This window comes from Alkalicoccus luteus (assembly GCF_012034335.1).
GTDB lineage: Bacteria > Bacillota > Bacilli > Bacillales > Salisediminibacteriaceae > Alkalicoccus > Alkalicoccus luteus_A.
Genome location: NZ_JAATHJ010000002.1, coordinates 1 through 15,239, shown reverse-complemented (window position 1 = coordinate 15,239; position 15,239 = coordinate 1). Strand labels below are relative to the sequence as shown.

Sequence of the window (15,239 nt, the reverse complement as noted above, 5' to 3'; positions counted from 1 at the left end):
CACGATACATACGGAAGGTTGATAAAATGGCACAGACGACCCCGATGATGAAGCAGTATTTAGCAATCAAACAGCAGTATGAAGATGCATTTTTGTTTTTTCGTCTAGGCGACTTTTACGAGCTTTTTTTTGATGATGCAGATCTCGCTGCAAAGGAACTGGAGATTACTTTGACGAGGCGAGGCAAGGGCGAGGATGCAGTACCAATGTGCGGCGTTCCGCACCATTCAGCTGAACAGTATATTAACACACTCGTATCTAAAGGATATAAAGTCGCACTCTGCGAGCAAACAGAAGATCCTCAGTCAGCTAAAGGTGTTGTAAGGCGAGAAGTTGTGCAAGTGATTACCCCGGGTACAGTGATGGGAAGCGGTGTTCAGGATGCCCGAAATCAATATGTTGCGGCTATCACTGAAACGATGTCCGCTTACGGTGTTTTTGCAGCAGACCTGACGACAGGTGAGACGTATGCGTGTGTAGTTGAAGATGCTGAAAGAGCGATGGAAGAACTGCTTTCTTATCGACCTAAAGAGGTGATTCTGGAAGATAACAGCACTCTTACAGAGCTGATTCGCGAAAAGTCAGATGCGTTTATTACGTATTTACACTCACCTGATGATACTGCCAAAGAGGCTGCAGAGCTTCCAGAAGAGCTTCAGTCCGGCGCCTCGTTGCTAACAGCTTATTTGTATCAAACTGCTAAACGCAGCCTGGAGCATTTGCAGGCGTTCTCACAATATGAACCTTCCCGTTTTTTGCAGATCGATCACTATTCCAGGAGAAACCTTGAAATCACAGAAACGATGAGGGACAGGAGCAAATCCGGCTCTCTGCTCGGTGTACTTGATTTTACCCGGACTGCAATGGGCGCAAGGCGGCTGAAACGCTGGATGGAGAAACCGCTATACAGTCAATCAGAGGCAGAGGAACGACATTTAATGACAGGTACCCTGCTTGACCGTTTTTTAGAGCGTGATCACATCAGAGAGCTGCTTAAACATGTGTATGATCTGGAAAGGCTAAGTGGTAGAGTATCATTTGGAACGGTGAACGGACGTGAACTGCTTCAACTGAAAAAGTCTCTGCAGCAGTTACATCCGCTCACCGAAATACTCAAATCCCTTGACTGCGCTCCGGCAAAAAAGCTCGCATCCGGGATGACACCGCCTTCAGAACTCATCAACCTGCTGGAATTAAGTATTTCTGAAACGCCGCCTGTTTCCATCACGGATGGAGGCGTTATAAAGGATGGCTACAATGAACAGCTGGATCAATACCGGGATGCGATGACAAACGGCCGCAGCTGGATTGCGGCGCTCGAAGCGAAAGAACGTCAGGCAACAGGAATCAGGTCATTAAAAATCGGTTTTAATAAAGTATTCGGTTATTATATTGAGGTATCCAAAGCTAATATCAGTCACGTTCCGGAAGACAGATACGAGCGTAAACAAACGCTCTCAAACGCCGAAAGGTATGTAACGCCTGAACTAAAAGAAAAAGAAAAAGTGATTCTGGAAGCAGAGGATAAGAGCGGAAAGCTGGAGTACGAATTGTTTACCGCTATCAGAGATGAAGTAAAAACGTTTATTCCACAGCTCCAGTCAGCGGCTCTTTCTGTCAGTTCACTGGACGTGCTGCAGAGCTTTGCTGAAGCAGCAGAGCGGCATCGATATGTTAAACCTGTATTTAATCAAGAGAAAACGATCTCGCTTTCCAGGTCCCGGCATCCGGTAGTAGAATCTGTTATCGACGCCGGTGCATATATTGAGAATGATTTTGACCTGACAGCTGATCAGGATATGCTGCTGATTACAGGGCCCAATATGGCAGGAAAAAGTACGTATATGCGCCAGCTGGCATTGATAGTGATCATGGCTCAGGCGGGCTCCTTTGTTCCGGCTGAGCAGGCAGAACTTCCGCTTTTTGATCATATATTTACGCGTATTGGAGCAGCAGACGACCTTGCATCTGGTCAAAGCACCTTTATGGTGGAAATGAACGAAACTCGCCGGGCTGTTGATGATGCCACGTCAAGAAGTTTGATCCTGCTTGATGAAATTGGGAGAGGGACTTCGACGTATGACGGGATGGCACTTGCTCAATCCGTCATTGAATATATTCACAATCGGATCGGAGCCGTGACTCTTTTTTCTACCCATTACCATGAATTGACAGTGCTTGCGGAAAAGTTGAATCGTCTTGAAAATGTCCATGCAAGTGCAAGAGAGGACAACGGAGTGCTGACGTTTCTGCACCGTATTCAGCAGGGTCCGGCAGATAAAAGCTACGGAATCCATGTAGCACGGCTTGCAGGATTACCGGATGAACTGATTCGAAGAGCAGATGACATTTTGCACACGTTTGAAAAGCGGAACCGTCAGCGTACGAAAGAAACGCAGCAGGTAGAGCAGCTGTCGCTGTTCCCGGAGGCAGAGACAGATCATCCGGTAATTGAGGAGCTGAAGCAGGCCGATCTTCTTCACATGACACCGGTTGAAACGGTAATGTACCTGGATAAACTGCAGCGGCAGCTAAAAGAGGAGGGTGACGATGAAGCGAATTCGAAAGCTGGACAGTCTGCTCGCAGATAAAATTGCAGCGGGAGAAGTAGTGGAGCGACCCGCTTCTATCGTCAAGGAGCTTGTGGAAAATGCTATCGATGCTTTTGCTTCCGTCATTCGAGTGGAAGCAGATGAGGGCGGTATAAGCCTGGTCAGAGTGATGGATGACGGACTTGGTATCGTCCGTGAAGACAGAGAAACGGCATTTGAGAGACATGCAACGAGTAAAATTCAGTCTGACAGGGACTTATTCCGAATCAGATCGCTCGGATTTCGCGGTGAAGCGCTGCCAAGTATTGCATCCGTATCCGAGCTGCAAATGACGACAACAGCAGCAGGAGAGGATGGGGAAACCTTGCTGTACCGGGATGGTATATTGATGGAACGAAAGCCTGCTGCTCCGCGCAGAGGAACGGATATCTCTGTGCAGAAACTATTCCATCGCACCCCGGCCCGGTTAAAGCATCTTAAAAGTGTTCTGACAGAAGCAGGACACATTTCGGATGTGATAAACCGAATGGCACTTGCTCACCCTGAAATTAGATTTGACCTTTATCACAACGGGAAAAAGCAATTTTCGTCACCGGGAGACGGACGGCTTTTGAATGTTATGAGACATGTGTACGGGCCGAGAACAGCTGCTGCGATGAAAGAGTTTCACGCGCAAAATGCTGATTTCGAGATAAGAGGCTGTGCGGCTCTCCCTGAACATGCAAGAGCCGGCAGATCTTATATGACGGTCATTATGAACGGGAGGTTCGTAAAAAGTCCGATCGTGACCCGGGCGATACTGGATGGGTATCAATCTTTGCTGCCAATTGGACGCTATCCCATCATTTGCATTCATATCACATTGAATCCTTCACTCATCGATGTGAACGTTCATCCGTCCAAACTTGAAGTCAGGCTCAGTAAAGAACCAGAGCTTTCAACTTTTATTAAGGAAGAAATTAGAAAGCTCTGGTCTGAAGCCAGACTGATACCCGAAATGAAACAGAAGCCGGCGACTCAGACAAAACCTGAAACAGAAGCAATCCCTCTGTCTTTTTACCCGGAAGAGTCAGGCAAATCAAATGTTGTGCAGGAGCATGGGATGAAACCGGAAACACCTATGAAAGAGACTCCGCCGGATCGGAAAGCTGACAAGACGATTCCCATTCCTGATTCCAGTGCTCCTGTTCATGACGCTGAAAAAGAAACGACACAGCGTAGCGGGGAAATCAGCGAGGAGAGACATTATTCGGATGCTGCTGTCCCTTATCTTGAGATCGTCGGGCAGCTGCACGGTACGTATATTGTTTGTCAGAACGAAACTGGTATGTATATGATTGACCAGCATGCTGCTCAGGAACGAATCAACTACGAGTATTACCTAAAAAAGCTGGCAACTCCTTCCAGAGATCTGAAAACATTGCTTGTACCGATAACCATTGATTTATCGGCATCAGACGCTGCCGCTGTTCAAGAATATCAAGAGGAGCTTGAAACATCCGGTGTATTTTTGGAATCGTTCGGCGGTAACTCGTTTTTGGTGAGGTCTTGCCCTTCCTGGTTTCCAGAAGGGGGCGAAGAAAAAGCTGTCTATGAGCTGATCAATTACGTGACGAAATCTGGTAAAATCGACCTTTCCATCTTACGGAACGACGCAGCCGCACTGCTTGCATGTAAAGCTTCAATTAAAGCCAATCACAGTCTCCCCTTATCTCATATGCAGGGTCTGATAGAGCAATGGCGAAACTGTGATAATCCATATACATGTCCGCATGGGCGCCCCGTTATGATTCATTTTTCAACGTACGAAATTGAGAAAATGTTTAAGCGGGTGATGAACTGATGCAGAAACCAGTGGTAACTACAGGCAGAAAAAACGCTTCCCGTTATCGTTTGTATGCGGAAGATTTTGCACAGCGTTATGGGTTGGAGTTTCACGAGAGAAAAGGGTCACTTGTTGATACTGTCAGCACGCAGCCGGCATTCCTGGCAGGCGGAGGAAGTCTTCGTCTTTATGCACCGGGAGGCACCCGCCCGCTCTCATTTCACCCTAGTTCCGCCCACCTTCGCGTGCACGATCAGCTTAACGGCAGCGTGGATCCGCTCATTCGTCTGATGCCGGATATCAATGGGGCAAGAGTGCTGGACTGCACGTTCGGTATGGGGAGTGACAGTCTGCTGATGGCGTGGAATCATGCAGAAGTGACAGCGCTTGAGAGCAGTTTCCCGCTCTACATTCTTATGCATGAAAGTCTTCGTAACGCCGACAGATTGGCCTCTCCATTTAACGAAGCCGCAAAGAGGATCGAGCTTCTTCACATTAATGCTGAAGTTTTTTTAGCTTCATGTAAAGATAACGACTTTGATTATGTGTATATTGATCCGATGTTTCATACACCTGTCCTGTCGTCTGCTGCGATAGATCCGCTGCGAACCTTTGCGGATCATGCAGAACCGAATGACACGTTTATAGCAGAAGCTAAACGGGTTGCAGCCCGCAAAATTATTTTGAAAGACCATTTTTCCAGCAAGCGTTTTGATCAGTTTGGATTCAAACATCTTCATCGAAAGCATGCTTCTTTTCACTACGGCTACATAAAGTGCGGGGAGGGACAGGATGCATAAAAAAAAGTTAATCATTATAGCAGGTCCTACCGCATCGGGAAAAACAAAGCTTGCTTTAAAGGCCGCAAAAGCGATTGACGGCGAAATAATCAGCGGAGACTCTATGCAGATCTATAGGGAGCTCGATGTCGGAACCGCCAAGCCAACGCAGGAGGAAATGGAGCAGGTGCCGCATCATCTTATTAATGTTGTGCCTATGTGCGGAACATTTACTGCGGCTGATTTTCAAAGGACAGCGACAGACGCAATTGAAGATATTCACAGTAGAAATAAAATTCCGATTCTTTGTGGCGGCGCCGGACTTTATATCCAAAGCCTGCTGTACGGCTATCAGTTTTCCTCTGCTGACTCTGATCCTGCAGTCAGGGAAAAGCTGGAACGTGAAGCGGATGAATACGGAGGCGCTGCTCTTTATAAACGATTGCAGCAGGTAGATCCGGCTGCGGCTGAATCTGTTCACCCAAACAATATAAAGCGCGTGGTTCGGATGCTGGAGGTGAACACGGTAACGGGCGGGTCAGTTTCGACTCAGGAAGAAACCGAGCGGGAAAGTCCTTACGATTACTTAATCTGCGGTCTTTATCAGGAGCGGAAGGTGCTTTATGACCGGATTAACAGCCGGGTTGACATGATGGCTGCTTCCGGACTTCTGGAGGAAGCAGAAAAGCTTTATGATGCCTGCGGTCCGGAAGCGCAGGCTTCCCAGGCGATCGGGTATAAGGAGTTGTTTCCTTATATACGTGGCGAACACGAACTTGAAACATGCCTGCTTCAGCTGAAGCAGCACACTCGGCGATTTGCGAAACGGCAGCTCACTTGGTTTCGCAATAAGCTGCCGGTAACATGGTTTGATTTGAGTGGGGACAGGGAAGAAAGAGAAAAAGCGGTTATCGGTGAGATATCCCGTTTTATCGGTCCGCTAAGATAACAATTCTGATTTTTTCAGGAGGGGGAAGCGCAATATGAAACAGCAGCCAGTAAATATTCAGGATCAGTTTCTCAATCAGCTGCGTAAAGAAAGCATTCCGGTTACCGTATTCCTGCTGAACGGTTTTCAGCTGCGAGGTCTCGTTAAAAGCTTTGATAACTTCACTGTTATTCTTGACACTGACGGAAAGCAGCAGCTAGTTTATAAACACGCCATTTCCACCTTTTCCCCTCAGAGGAATGTCCAGTTCTATCAGGATAAACCTGCTCCCTCGTCATAAAGAAGAGAGCCCGGATGAATGAATCATACCGGGTTTTTTTCTGTAGTTCAGCACTAAAGGAGGCAGATTATGCCAAGTCATAATGAAACGGTCATTTTAACTGGTGTCCGTAAACAACAGCAAAGTGAAACAACGTTTGAATACCGTATGGATGAACTCTCGGCGCTGACTGAAACGGCCGGCGGCAGACCTGTAGCACGAGTCATTCAGACGCTGAAGGCCCCGCGTGCAGCAACATACATAGGCCCGGGTAAAGTAGAAGAACTGGCTGCAGCAGCGGAAGAACATGGAGCAGGGCTCATCATTTTTAATGACGAACTTTCTCCTACCCAGCTTCGAAACCTAACTGCAGCTCTGCCAGCTGCAGTGATTGACCGTACGCAGCTTATTCTGGATATCTTTGCTCAGCGTGCTAACTCACGTGAAGGCCAGCTGCAGGTTGAACTTGCCCAGCTAAGCTATACGCTGCCAAGACTGCGTGGTCAGGGGACTTCCCTCTCAAGGCTGGGAGGCGGGATTGGAACAAGAGGTCCCGGAGAAACGAAGCTTGAAACGGATCAGCGCCACATCCGAAACCGTATGGCGGAGCTGAGACGCCGACTTAATGAGGTCAGCAGCCACCGTACCCGCTACAGAGAAAACAGAAAAGAGAAAGAAGTTTTTCAAATCGCACTTGTAGGGTACACAAATGCCGGAAAATCAACGCTCCTTGAACAACTTGCTAAAAGCGAGACGTTTACAGAGGATAAGTTGTTTGCAACGCTTGACCCTCTCTCGAGAAAGGTAAAGCTGCCCTCGGGATTCAATCTGCTTTTAACAGACACAGTCGGTTTTATTCAACAACTGCCGACAACGTTGATTGCAGCTTTCCGGTCAACGCTGGAAGAGGTACGGGAAGCAGATTTTCTTCTGCACGTCGTAGATGCCTCTCACGCAGACGCAGACAATCATGAGACCTCTGTAAATAAGCTGTTAAACGAGTTAGGGGCTGGAACTGTGCCAGCAATGACTGTTTACAATAAAAAAGATTTAATAAAAGACGGCCATGTTCCTTCAACAGGCTCCGGAAACTCCATTGCGGTCAGCGCGAAAAATCCCGACGATGTTCAGCTGCTGTTTCAAGCACTTGAGCAGCAGCTGAAAGCTCAGTTTCTCCCCTATGTTATTCGTTTTGCTGCATCAGAAGGTAAATTTCTGCACCGGCTTAAGCAGCAGACGATTGTAGCAAACGAAACGTTCAATGAAACGACGGATGAATATGAGTTTTCCGGTTATGTACCGCCTGAAACTGCTATTGCCAATGAAGTAACGAGAATGAGGAGGGAGAAGCCGGAATGGTAACCGGCTGTTTTTATGATGGAACGAACCGATATTCATACAATGAGTGATGCTGTGCACCGCAGCTTAATGGAACGATTTTTTACAATTGGTCAAACGGTGGAATATAATCAGAGACGAGTATTGAATGCTTTTCGGGAGGCGGAAGTTTCTGATTATCATTTTGCGCCCTCTACTGGCTATGGATATGATGACTCTGGAAGAGATAAGCTTGAAAACATATATGCAGAAGTGTTCGCTGCTGAATCAGCACTGGTTAGAGGTCAGTTTGTGTCAGGAACTCACGCAATCAGCACTGCTCTCTTTGGAGTGCTGCGTCCCGGCGATGAACTGCTTTATATAACAGGCCGTCCTTACGATACGCTGGAGGAGGTGATAGGTTTAAAAGGAGAAGCCGGAAACGGTGCCCTGAAGGATTATGGTATAACGTACAAAGAAGTAGAGTTGAAAAATGGAAACATTGATGTGGAAGAAGTATTGAATCAAATCACAGATAATACAAAAGTCATCGGGATCCAGCGTTCAAGAGGATACGGGAATAGACCGTCCATCACAATCGATGCAATGGAAGAAGCGATTCATTCTTTAAAGGCTGTTCATCCAGGTTTAATTGTATTTGTTGATAACTGTTACGGTGAATTTGTGGAAACGAGAGAACCAGGACATGCAGGCGCAGATTTAACAGCTGGTTCACTTATTAAAAATCCTGGAGGAGGTCTGGCGCTTACCGGCGGCTACATTTGCGGCAGGAAGGATTTAGTAATCAAATGTGCCAATCGGCTCGCGGCTCCAGGAATAGGAGCAGAGGGCGGCGCGACAACAGGTGTTTTACATGGAATGTTTCAAGGTTTCTTTCTGGCTCCACATGTTGTAGGAGAAGCGCTTAAAGGCGCAGTATTTACAGCGGCTATGCTGGAGGAAGCAGGAATGAGCGTAGAGCCGAAAGCATCCGAAGAGCGAACAGATTTGATTCAGGCCGTCCATTTCAACTCCGCTGAGGAAATGACTGCTTTTTGTCAAACGATCCAGAAGTTCTCACCGGTAGATTCACATGTGACTCCATATCCGTCTCCAATGCCAGGGTATAGTGATGATGTCATCATGGCAGCTGGCGCATTTATTCAGGGGGCTAGCATTGAATTATCTGCGGACGGTCCCCTGAGACCGCCGTACCGGGCTTATGTTCAAGGTGGTCTCACGTTTGAACATGTAAAAACAGCTGTTACTGAAGCTGTTTCCGCAGCTTTGACAGGTGTAATCAGTAGAAAGTGAGAGGAAAACCGATGAAACGTGAGATATTACCCGGACATATTTTAAAAAAGCAATTGATCCTCTGAAATGATTGTCAGAAAATTTCCCTGTTAGATTATCTGACAATCACCTTTTCATAAGAGGTAAAGTTCGGTAGGATACAACTATCGCAGTTTTCAGAATTACCTGAAGCTGTTCAGATCATCGAAGGAGGAGAATATAGACATGAGCAATACGACTAAAAAAGACATTATGAAAATGGCCGAGGAGGAAAACGTAAAGTTTATCCGACTCCAGTTCACTGACCTGCTGGGTATTATTAAAAACGTAGAAATCCCGGTGGATCAGCTGCCAAAAGCACTTGATAATCTGATGATGTTTGATGGTTCCTCCATCGAAGGTTTCGTACGAATTGAAGAGTCTGATATGTACCTTCATCCGGACCTTGAAACGTGGGTCGTGTTCCCTTGGACACCTGAAAAAGGGAAAGTAGCTCGTTTAATCTGTGATGTTCATAATCCGGATCCGGAACGCACGCCATTTGCCGGTGATCCACGCGGTATCCTGAAAAAAGTACTTAAGGAAGCGGAAGATCTTGGCTTCTCCGATTTCAATATTGGTCCTGAGCCGGAATTCTTCTTATTCAAAAATGATGAGAACGGTGAGCCGACGCTTGAATTGAATGATAAAGGCGGATATTTTGACCTTGCTCCAACAGATCTTGGTGAAAACTGCCGCCGGGACATCGTGCTTGAGCTTGAGGATATGGGCTTCGAAATTGAAGCTTCCCACCACGAAGTAGCTCCTGGTCAGCATGAAATTGACTTTAAATATGCAGACGCAGTTACGACAGCTGACAACATCCAGACTTTCAAGCTCGTTGTAAAAACAATTGCACGTAAGCACGGACTGCATGCTACTTTCATGCCTAAGCCGCTCTTCGGTGTTAACGGAAACGGAATGCATGCAAACATGTCTCTGTTCCGCAGCGAGAAAGACAACGCATTTTATGACGAGTCTACAGAAACCGGTATGAGTGAAACGGCTATGCAGTTCCTTGCTGGCATTCTAAAACACGCGGACGCATTTACAGCAATTACGAATCCGACAGTTAACTCTTATAAGCGTCTTGTACCTGGTTATGAAGCACCTTGCTACATTGCATGGTCTATGCGTAACCGTTCACCGCTCGTACGTATTCCTTCGTCACGTGGTCTTTCCACGCGTATCGAAGTACGAAGCGTTGACCCAGCCGCGAATCCGTATCTTGCGATGGCAGCTCTTCTTGCAGCCGGCCTTGATGGTGTCCGCAAGAAGCTTACACCACCGGAAGAAACGAACCGCAACATTTATGCGATGGACGCTCAAGAGCGTGAAGCAGAAGGGATTCAGGCACTTCCAGCATCACTCAAAGAAGCAATTGAAGCACTTGCTAAAAACGAAACAATTACAAAATCTCTCGGCAGCCACGCTCTCGAGCACTTTATCGAAGCGAAGGAAATCGAGTGGGATATGTTTGCAACCCAGGTTCACCCTTGGGAGCGCGAGCAGTACATCCAGACTTATTAATGGAACAAAACCCTGGAGCCAAATCGGCTCCAGGGTTTCTTTTGGTCAGATCGTTTTTTATGCACTGTATTCAGCTGAAAAACTGGAATGTGAGCTCATAAATACGTAAATAGTTGAAAACACCCTCGAGTTTGCTTATCGATGTAACTCTGTGCCATTGCGAATGTGAGGGTATTCTTCAAACGTGACCCGTGAACTGATCCGAAAAACCAGGAGTTCCGATATAAATCGGAACTCCTGGTTTTTTTAAAATGAAACTCAGTGAAGCGTGCGGAAGACTCCGACTACTTTTCCGAGTATATGCACGTAATCTAAAATAATCGGTTCAAGTGAGGCATTTTCCGGCTGAAGCCGGAAATAGTCTTTTTCCTTAAAGAAACGTTTAACGGTAGCTTCATTCTCATCGGTCATAGCGACGACAATGTCCCCATTGTCAGCGTGAGCCTGCTGGCGTACAACAACGTAGTCGCCGTCAAAAATACCAGCTTCAATCATTGAATCACCGGAGATTTCCAGGATGAACGATTCTTCATCCTGAGCGAGGCTTGCAGGCAGCGGCACGTATTCTTCAACATTCTCGATAGCTGTAATCGGCTGACCGGCTGTTACTTTACCAATAACGGGAACAGAAATGGCCGGGGTATGTGTAACAGACTGATCGCCTTCCTGTCCTATAACCTCAATAGCTCTCGGTTTCGTTGGATCTCGGCGTATGAAGCCTTTTTTTTCAAGCCTGGACAGATGACCGTGTACTGTAGAGCTGGAAGCGAGACCGACAGCCTCACCAATTTCTCTGACAGACGGAGGATAGCCTTTATCCTTAACTTCATCCCGGATAAAATCGAGGATCGCCTGCTGCCGGGTGGATAATTTCGTCATGTGAACACCTCATTATTTTAGGTTAGAAACATTCGAGCTCATATTTCCTTATGGAAAAGTATAGCATGAGAACAAAGGTTTCGCAAACGTTCGTTCTATTATTCTGTTGACACGAACGTTCGTTCCTTGTATGCTTGGAATAGACAATGCGAACAAATATTCCTGCGAACAAAGGGGCGAACAAATATGATCAGACAATGGAACATCACAGGACCAGTAACATCACTACTTGCAGCCGCAGCTATTTTTACTGCCGCCGGTGCGAGCGGAGGAGAACATCCGCATACGCCTGCTGACGGCGAGCATATCGTGCAGGAAGGTGAATCTCTCTGGACTGTGGCTGATTCAGTGTCTGGGGAATTGGACATGAAGCTCGAGGAAACCGTATACTGGCTTAAACAGGAGAATGAATTGGACAGCGAAACGATTTATCCCGGCCAGTCTCTGACGGTACCAGGAAAATGGATTGGAGTGGCATCAGATTGAACGCATTTATTTACTGCCGTGTCAGTACGGAAAAAGAAACCCAGCAATCATCCCTGGAGCGGCAGGAAGAGGAGCTTACAGCTGCAGCGAGAGACTGGGGCATGAATACGGTGAGAATCGAACGGGAAGAAGCAAGTGGATACGACGTGGACAGGCCGGGGATTCTTACCATACTGGAAGGAATTAAAGAAACAGAGCATCCTTGTCTGTTAATTCAGGATGAAACGAGACTGGGACGCGGCAACGCCCGAATGGCTCTCCTTCATCAGCTGAATAAGTATGAATGCACAGTTTATTCTATTAAAGACAGCGGGAAGCTTCAGGTATCTGAAACTGACTCTATGGTATTGGAAATCGTGTCGCTTGTGGAAGAATATCAGCGCAAGCTTCAAAATGCCAAAATCCGGCGCGGTATGAAAAAAGCTGTAGAGGAAGGGTATAAGCCTCACGACAATTTAGAGAGGCACCGTCTTGGCGGAAGAAAAAAAATGCATGTTCCGGTAGAGGAGATCGTCCGCCTTCGCCACAACGGCATGACGTTCCACGAAATTTCGGTCATGTTGCGCGGACTTGGGTTTACCGTATCAAAAGCTACCGCCCACCGCCGCTACAAAGAGTTTGTCAATGAGAGCAGCATACTTGAAAATGACTCCGTGAATCGGTAAAATGAATGTACTATACTCATTGGAGGCATGTTACAGGTGATCAGTAAAGAGAAGCTTGACCGTATTAATCTGCTGGCTAAGAAAGCTAAAACAGACGGGCTTTCCATTAAAGAACAAAAGGAACAGAAAGAACTGCGTCAGGAGTACTTGAAAAATGTTCGGAGCAGTTTCAAAAATCAGCTAAGCTCTGTGAAAGTAGTTGACGAAGAAGGCAATGATGTTACGCCTGTAAAGCTAAAAGCTGAAAAACGAAACAATAATATTATTCACTAAATAAAAAACCATTCTTTCAGAGGAATGGTTTTTTTAGATTAATATTGTTTAATGAATGAACTATTGGGTTGGGTGCCTGTCTGTCAACGCTGTATTACCTTATAGACGTACGTACAATTGTGTGCAAAGTTTCGTTTTCAGGTTGTCTAACCGGTGCGAAACATATATCATAAAACGAGTAAGGTAAATTATAACGTAAAGTGAGGGTGTTAATTCATGACAATGACCACTTCCGTTGATCAACTGTCGATTAATACGATACGAACATTATCAATTGACAGCATTGAAAAAGCTAATTCCGGACATCCGGGTATGCCAATGGGGTCCGCTCCAATGGCGTATAAGCTATTCACTGAGTTTATGCAGCACAATCCTGCAAATCCGGACTGGTTTAACCGGGACAGATTTATTCTGTCAGCCGGCCACGGTTCCATGCTGCTTTACAGCCTGCTTCACCTGCACGGTTATGACGTAACACTCGATGATCTGAAAAACTTCCGGCAGTTTAACAGCCGTACACCCGGTCACCCTGAATATAAGCACACACCAGGTGTGGAGGCGACGACAGGTCCACTTGGCCAGGGTATTGCAATGGCCACAGGCTTCGCAATGGCTGAAGCACACTTGAGTGCAGTATACAATAAGCCCGGCTACGATCTTATCGATCACTATACGTACAGCATCTGTGGAGATGGAGATCTGATGGAAGGTGTTTCTGCTGAATCTGCTTCTCTTGCAGGTCATCTGAAGCTTGGTAAACTGATTGTTCTCTATGATTCCAACGATATCTCACTTGATGGAGACTTGCATCAGTCATTCTCTGAAAGCGTTGCTGACCGTTATCGTGCATACGGCTGGCATGTTCTTTATGTCGAGGATGGAAACGATCTTGGAGCGATTACAAAAGCTGTAGAAGAAGCTAAGGCGGATGATCGTCCATCTATGATTGAAGTGAAAACGGTTATTGGTTACGGCTCTCCCAATAAAAGCGGAAAATCTGCTTCTCACGGAGCCCCACTCGGGGAAGAAGAAGCAGCAGCAGCTAAAAAAGCGTATAACTGGGAGTATGAAGAGCCGTTCTACATTCCAGATGAAGTTAAGGCCCATTACAACCAATTGAAAGAAAAAGGCCAGCAGCAGGAAGACGCATGGAACGATCTTTTCGCATCTTATAAAGAGGAATTTCCAGAGCTTGGCGCGCAGCTTGAGCGAGCGATTCACAACGAGCTTCCGGAAGACTGGGATGCAGATATTCCCGTTTATGAGGATGGCGATAAATCGGCTACAAGAGCATCCGGCGGCGAAGTATTAAATGCCATTGCCGGCCGGGTTCCTAACCTGTTTGGCGGCTCAGCAGACCTCGCGTCGTCCAACAAAACGATGCTGAATGGTGAAGAAGACTTTTCCCGCAACAACTACGCAGGACGAAACATCTGGTTCGGCGTTAGAGAGTTTGCGATGGCAGCTGCTGTCAACGGCATGGCGCTTCATGGTGGCGTAAAACCTTACGGCGCGACGTTCTTTGTATTTTCCGACTATCTGCGTCCGGCAGTTCGTCTTGCAGCTCTCATGAAGATTCCATCAACTTTTGTGTTTACGCATGACAGTATTGCGGTAGGCGAAGACGGTCCGACACATGAGCCTGTCGAGCAGCTGCCTTCACTTCGTGCAATGCCAGGCCTGTCCCTCATCCGCCCTGCGGATGGGAATGAGACAGCAGCTGCGTGGAGACTCGCGGTAGAATCCAAAGATCATCCAACAGCTCTCGTTTTAACCCGTCAAGGACTGCCTGTGCTGCCTGGTTCTAAAGATGCTGCTCTGGAAGGTGTTAAAAAAGGTGCGTATGTGATCAGTGAAGCAAACGGACGTCCTGACGGCCTGCTGCTTGCATCAGGTTCTGAAGTGTCACTGGCAGTTGATGCACAGTCTGCACTTGAAAAAGAAGGTATTTTCGTATCTGTTGTTTCTGTTCCGAGCTGGGACCGGTTTGATAAGCAGTCAGATGCGTATAAAGAATCTGTACTGCCTTCTGATGTAAAAGCCCGCCTTGCAATTGAAGTTGCCTCTCCGCTGGGCTGGGAGCGCTACACTGGTTCAGAGGGATCGGTACTTGGAATTGAAACGTTCGGTGCCTCCGCACCCGGGGATCAGATTATGAAAGAGTACGGCTTTCATACAGAGAACGTTGTTAACCGATTTAAACAGCTTTTAAACAAATAAGCAGTGACAGCAGGCGGCCTCTTACCAACAGGCCGTCTGCTTTTTAGCGTGTGCCCGGCATGTCTGACAGCTTGGTGGTGAAAGTCCACTACGGGCTTGGCAATGGGAACCGTTAGCGAATGGCAAGGGTGTCCGGGGCGACCCGGAATCTGAAGGAAGCCGGACGCAAACAC

General features: G+C 47.0%; 13 protein-coding genes. 12 read left to right on the top strand and 1 reads right to left on the bottom strand.

The window, feature by feature from the left end; all coding sequences use genetic code 11:
- The first annotated feature begins 26 nt into the window (after positions 1-26).
- The 8 genes from mutS (at position 27) to glnA (ending at position 10,543) form a co-directional block, all read left to right on the top strand.
- A complete protein-coding gene (gene mutS, locus HCN83_RS01630) occupies positions 27-2,591 on the top strand; it encodes a DNA mismatch repair protein MutS (RefSeq protein ID WP_168004572.1) in 2,565 nt (854 codons plus the stop codon).
- The gene (mutL, locus tag HCN83_RS01625) at positions 2,551-4,395 is read left to right on the top strand and encodes a DNA mismatch repair endonuclease MutL (protein WP_168004571.1); all 1,845 of its coding nucleotides are present in this window, start codon (positions 2,551-2,553) and stop codon (positions 4,393-4,395) included. The genes mutS and mutL overlap by 41 nt, the downstream gene beginning before the upstream one ends.
- Complete coding sequence (locus HCN83_RS01620; RefSeq protein ID WP_168004570.1) at positions 4,395-5,177, top strand: class I SAM-dependent methyltransferase; 783 nt, start codon at positions 4,395-4,397, stop codon at positions 5,175-5,177. The genes mutL and HCN83_RS01620 overlap by 1 nt, the downstream gene beginning before the upstream one ends.
- Positions 5,170-6,105, top strand: a complete 936-nt coding sequence (gene miaA / locus HCN83_RS01615) for a tRNA (adenosine(37)-N6)-dimethylallyltransferase MiaA (protein ID WP_168004569.1) — start codon at positions 5,170-5,172, stop codon at positions 6,103-6,105. The genes HCN83_RS01620 and miaA overlap by 8 nt, the downstream gene beginning before the upstream one ends.
- A 34-nt stretch (positions 6,106-6,139) precedes the next feature.
- Positions 6,140-6,385, top strand: coding sequence for an RNA chaperone Hfq (hfq, locus tag HCN83_RS01610; protein WP_168004568.1), 246 nt, complete (start codon positions 6,140-6,142; stop codon positions 6,383-6,385).
- A gap of 69 nt (positions 6,386-6,454) precedes the next feature.
- Entirely contained in the window at positions 6,455-7,726 is a 1,272-nt protein-coding gene (gene hflX, locus HCN83_RS01605; RefSeq protein ID WP_168004567.1) for a GTPase HflX, read from the top strand.
- A 12-nt stretch (positions 7,727-7,738) separates the two neighbouring features.
- Entirely contained in the window at positions 7,739-8,995 is a 1,257-nt protein-coding gene (locus HCN83_RS01600; RefSeq protein ID WP_168004566.1) for a methionine gamma-lyase family protein, read from the top strand.
- A gap of 204 nt (positions 8,996-9,199) precedes the next feature.
- On the top strand, positions 9,200-10,543 hold the full coding sequence (gene glnA, locus HCN83_RS01595) for a type I glutamate--ammonia ligase (RefSeq protein ID WP_168004565.1): 1,344 nt from the start codon (positions 9,200-9,202) through the stop codon (positions 10,541-10,543).
- A 258-nt stretch (positions 10,544-10,801) separates the two neighbouring features.
- Here the strand turns inward: glnA and lexA are convergent, their stop codons facing one another.
- Complete coding sequence (lexA, locus tag HCN83_RS01590; protein WP_168004564.1) at positions 10,802-11,422, bottom strand: transcriptional repressor LexA; 621 nt, start codon at positions 11,420-11,422, stop codon at positions 10,802-10,804.
- A 186-nt stretch (positions 11,423-11,608) separates the two neighbouring features.
- On the opposite strand from lexA, the gene yneA reads away from it, so the two are divergent.
- The 4 genes from yneA (at position 11,609) to tkt (ending at position 15,066) form a co-directional block, all read left to right on the top strand.
- Positions 11,609-11,908, top strand: coding sequence for a cell division suppressor protein YneA (gene yneA, locus HCN83_RS01585; RefSeq protein WP_168004563.1), 300 nt, complete (start codon positions 11,609-11,611; stop codon positions 11,906-11,908).
- On the top strand, positions 11,905-12,573 hold the full coding sequence (locus tag HCN83_RS01580) for a YneB family resolvase-like protein (RefSeq protein WP_168004562.1): 669 nt from the start codon (positions 11,905-11,907) through the stop codon (positions 12,571-12,573). Before yneA ends, HCN83_RS01580 begins: the two co-directional genes overlap by 4 nt.
- Before the next feature lie 36 nt (positions 12,574-12,609).
- Complete coding sequence (locus tag HCN83_RS01575) at positions 12,610-12,846, top strand: DUF896 domain-containing protein (RefSeq protein WP_168004770.1); 237 nt, start codon at positions 12,610-12,612, stop codon at positions 12,844-12,846.
- Between the two features lie 222 nt (positions 12,847-13,068).
- Positions 13,069-15,066 carry a transketolase gene (tkt, locus tag HCN83_RS01570; protein WP_168004769.1) on the top strand — a complete coding sequence of 666 codons (1,998 nt, stop codon included), beginning with the start codon at positions 13,069-13,071 and terminating at the stop codon, positions 15,064-15,066.
- Positions 15,067-15,239: the final 173 nt, after the last annotated feature.

What these genes read in the sequence shown, in the direction of transcription:
- hfq (WP_168004568.1), top strand. Translation starts at nt 6,140, where the DNA reads ATGAAACAGCAGCCAGTAAATATTCAGGATCAGTTTCTCAATCAGCTG.
- tkt (WP_168004769.1), top strand. Translation starts at nt 13,069, where the DNA reads ATGACCACTTCCGTTGATCAACTGTCGATTAATACGATACGAACATTA.
- hflX (WP_168004567.1), top strand. Translation starts at nt 6,455, where the DNA reads ATGCCAAGTCATAATGAAACGGTCATTTTAACTGGTGTCCGTAAACAA.
- mutS (WP_168004572.1), top strand. Translation starts at nt 27, where the DNA reads ATGGCACAGACGACCCCGATGATGAAGCAGTATTTAGCAATCAAACAG.
- miaA (WP_168004569.1), top strand. Translation starts at nt 5,170, where the DNA reads ATGCATAAAAAAAAGTTAATCATTATAGCAGGTCCTACCGCATCGGGA.
- glnA (WP_168004565.1), top strand. Translation starts at nt 9,200, where the DNA reads ATGAGCAATACGACTAAAAAAGACATTATGAAAATGGCCGAGGAGGAA.
- HCN83_RS01600 (WP_168004566.1), top strand. Translation starts at nt 7,739, where the DNA reads ATGATGGAACGAACCGATATTCATACAATGAGTGATGCTGTGCACCGC.
- lexA (WP_168004564.1), bottom strand. Translation starts at nt 11,422, where the DNA reads ATGACGAAATTATCCACCCGGCAGCAGGCGATCCTCGATTTTATCCGG.
- yneA (WP_168004563.1), top strand. Translation starts at nt 11,609, where the DNA reads ATGATCAGACAATGGAACATCACAGGACCAGTAACATCACTACTTGCA.
- mutL (WP_168004571.1), top strand. Translation starts at nt 2,551, where the DNA reads ATGAAGCGAATTCGAAAGCTGGACAGTCTGCTCGCAGATAAAATTGCA.
- HCN83_RS01620 (WP_168004570.1), top strand. Translation starts at nt 4,395, where the DNA reads ATGCAGAAACCAGTGGTAACTACAGGCAGAAAAAACGCTTCCCGTTAT.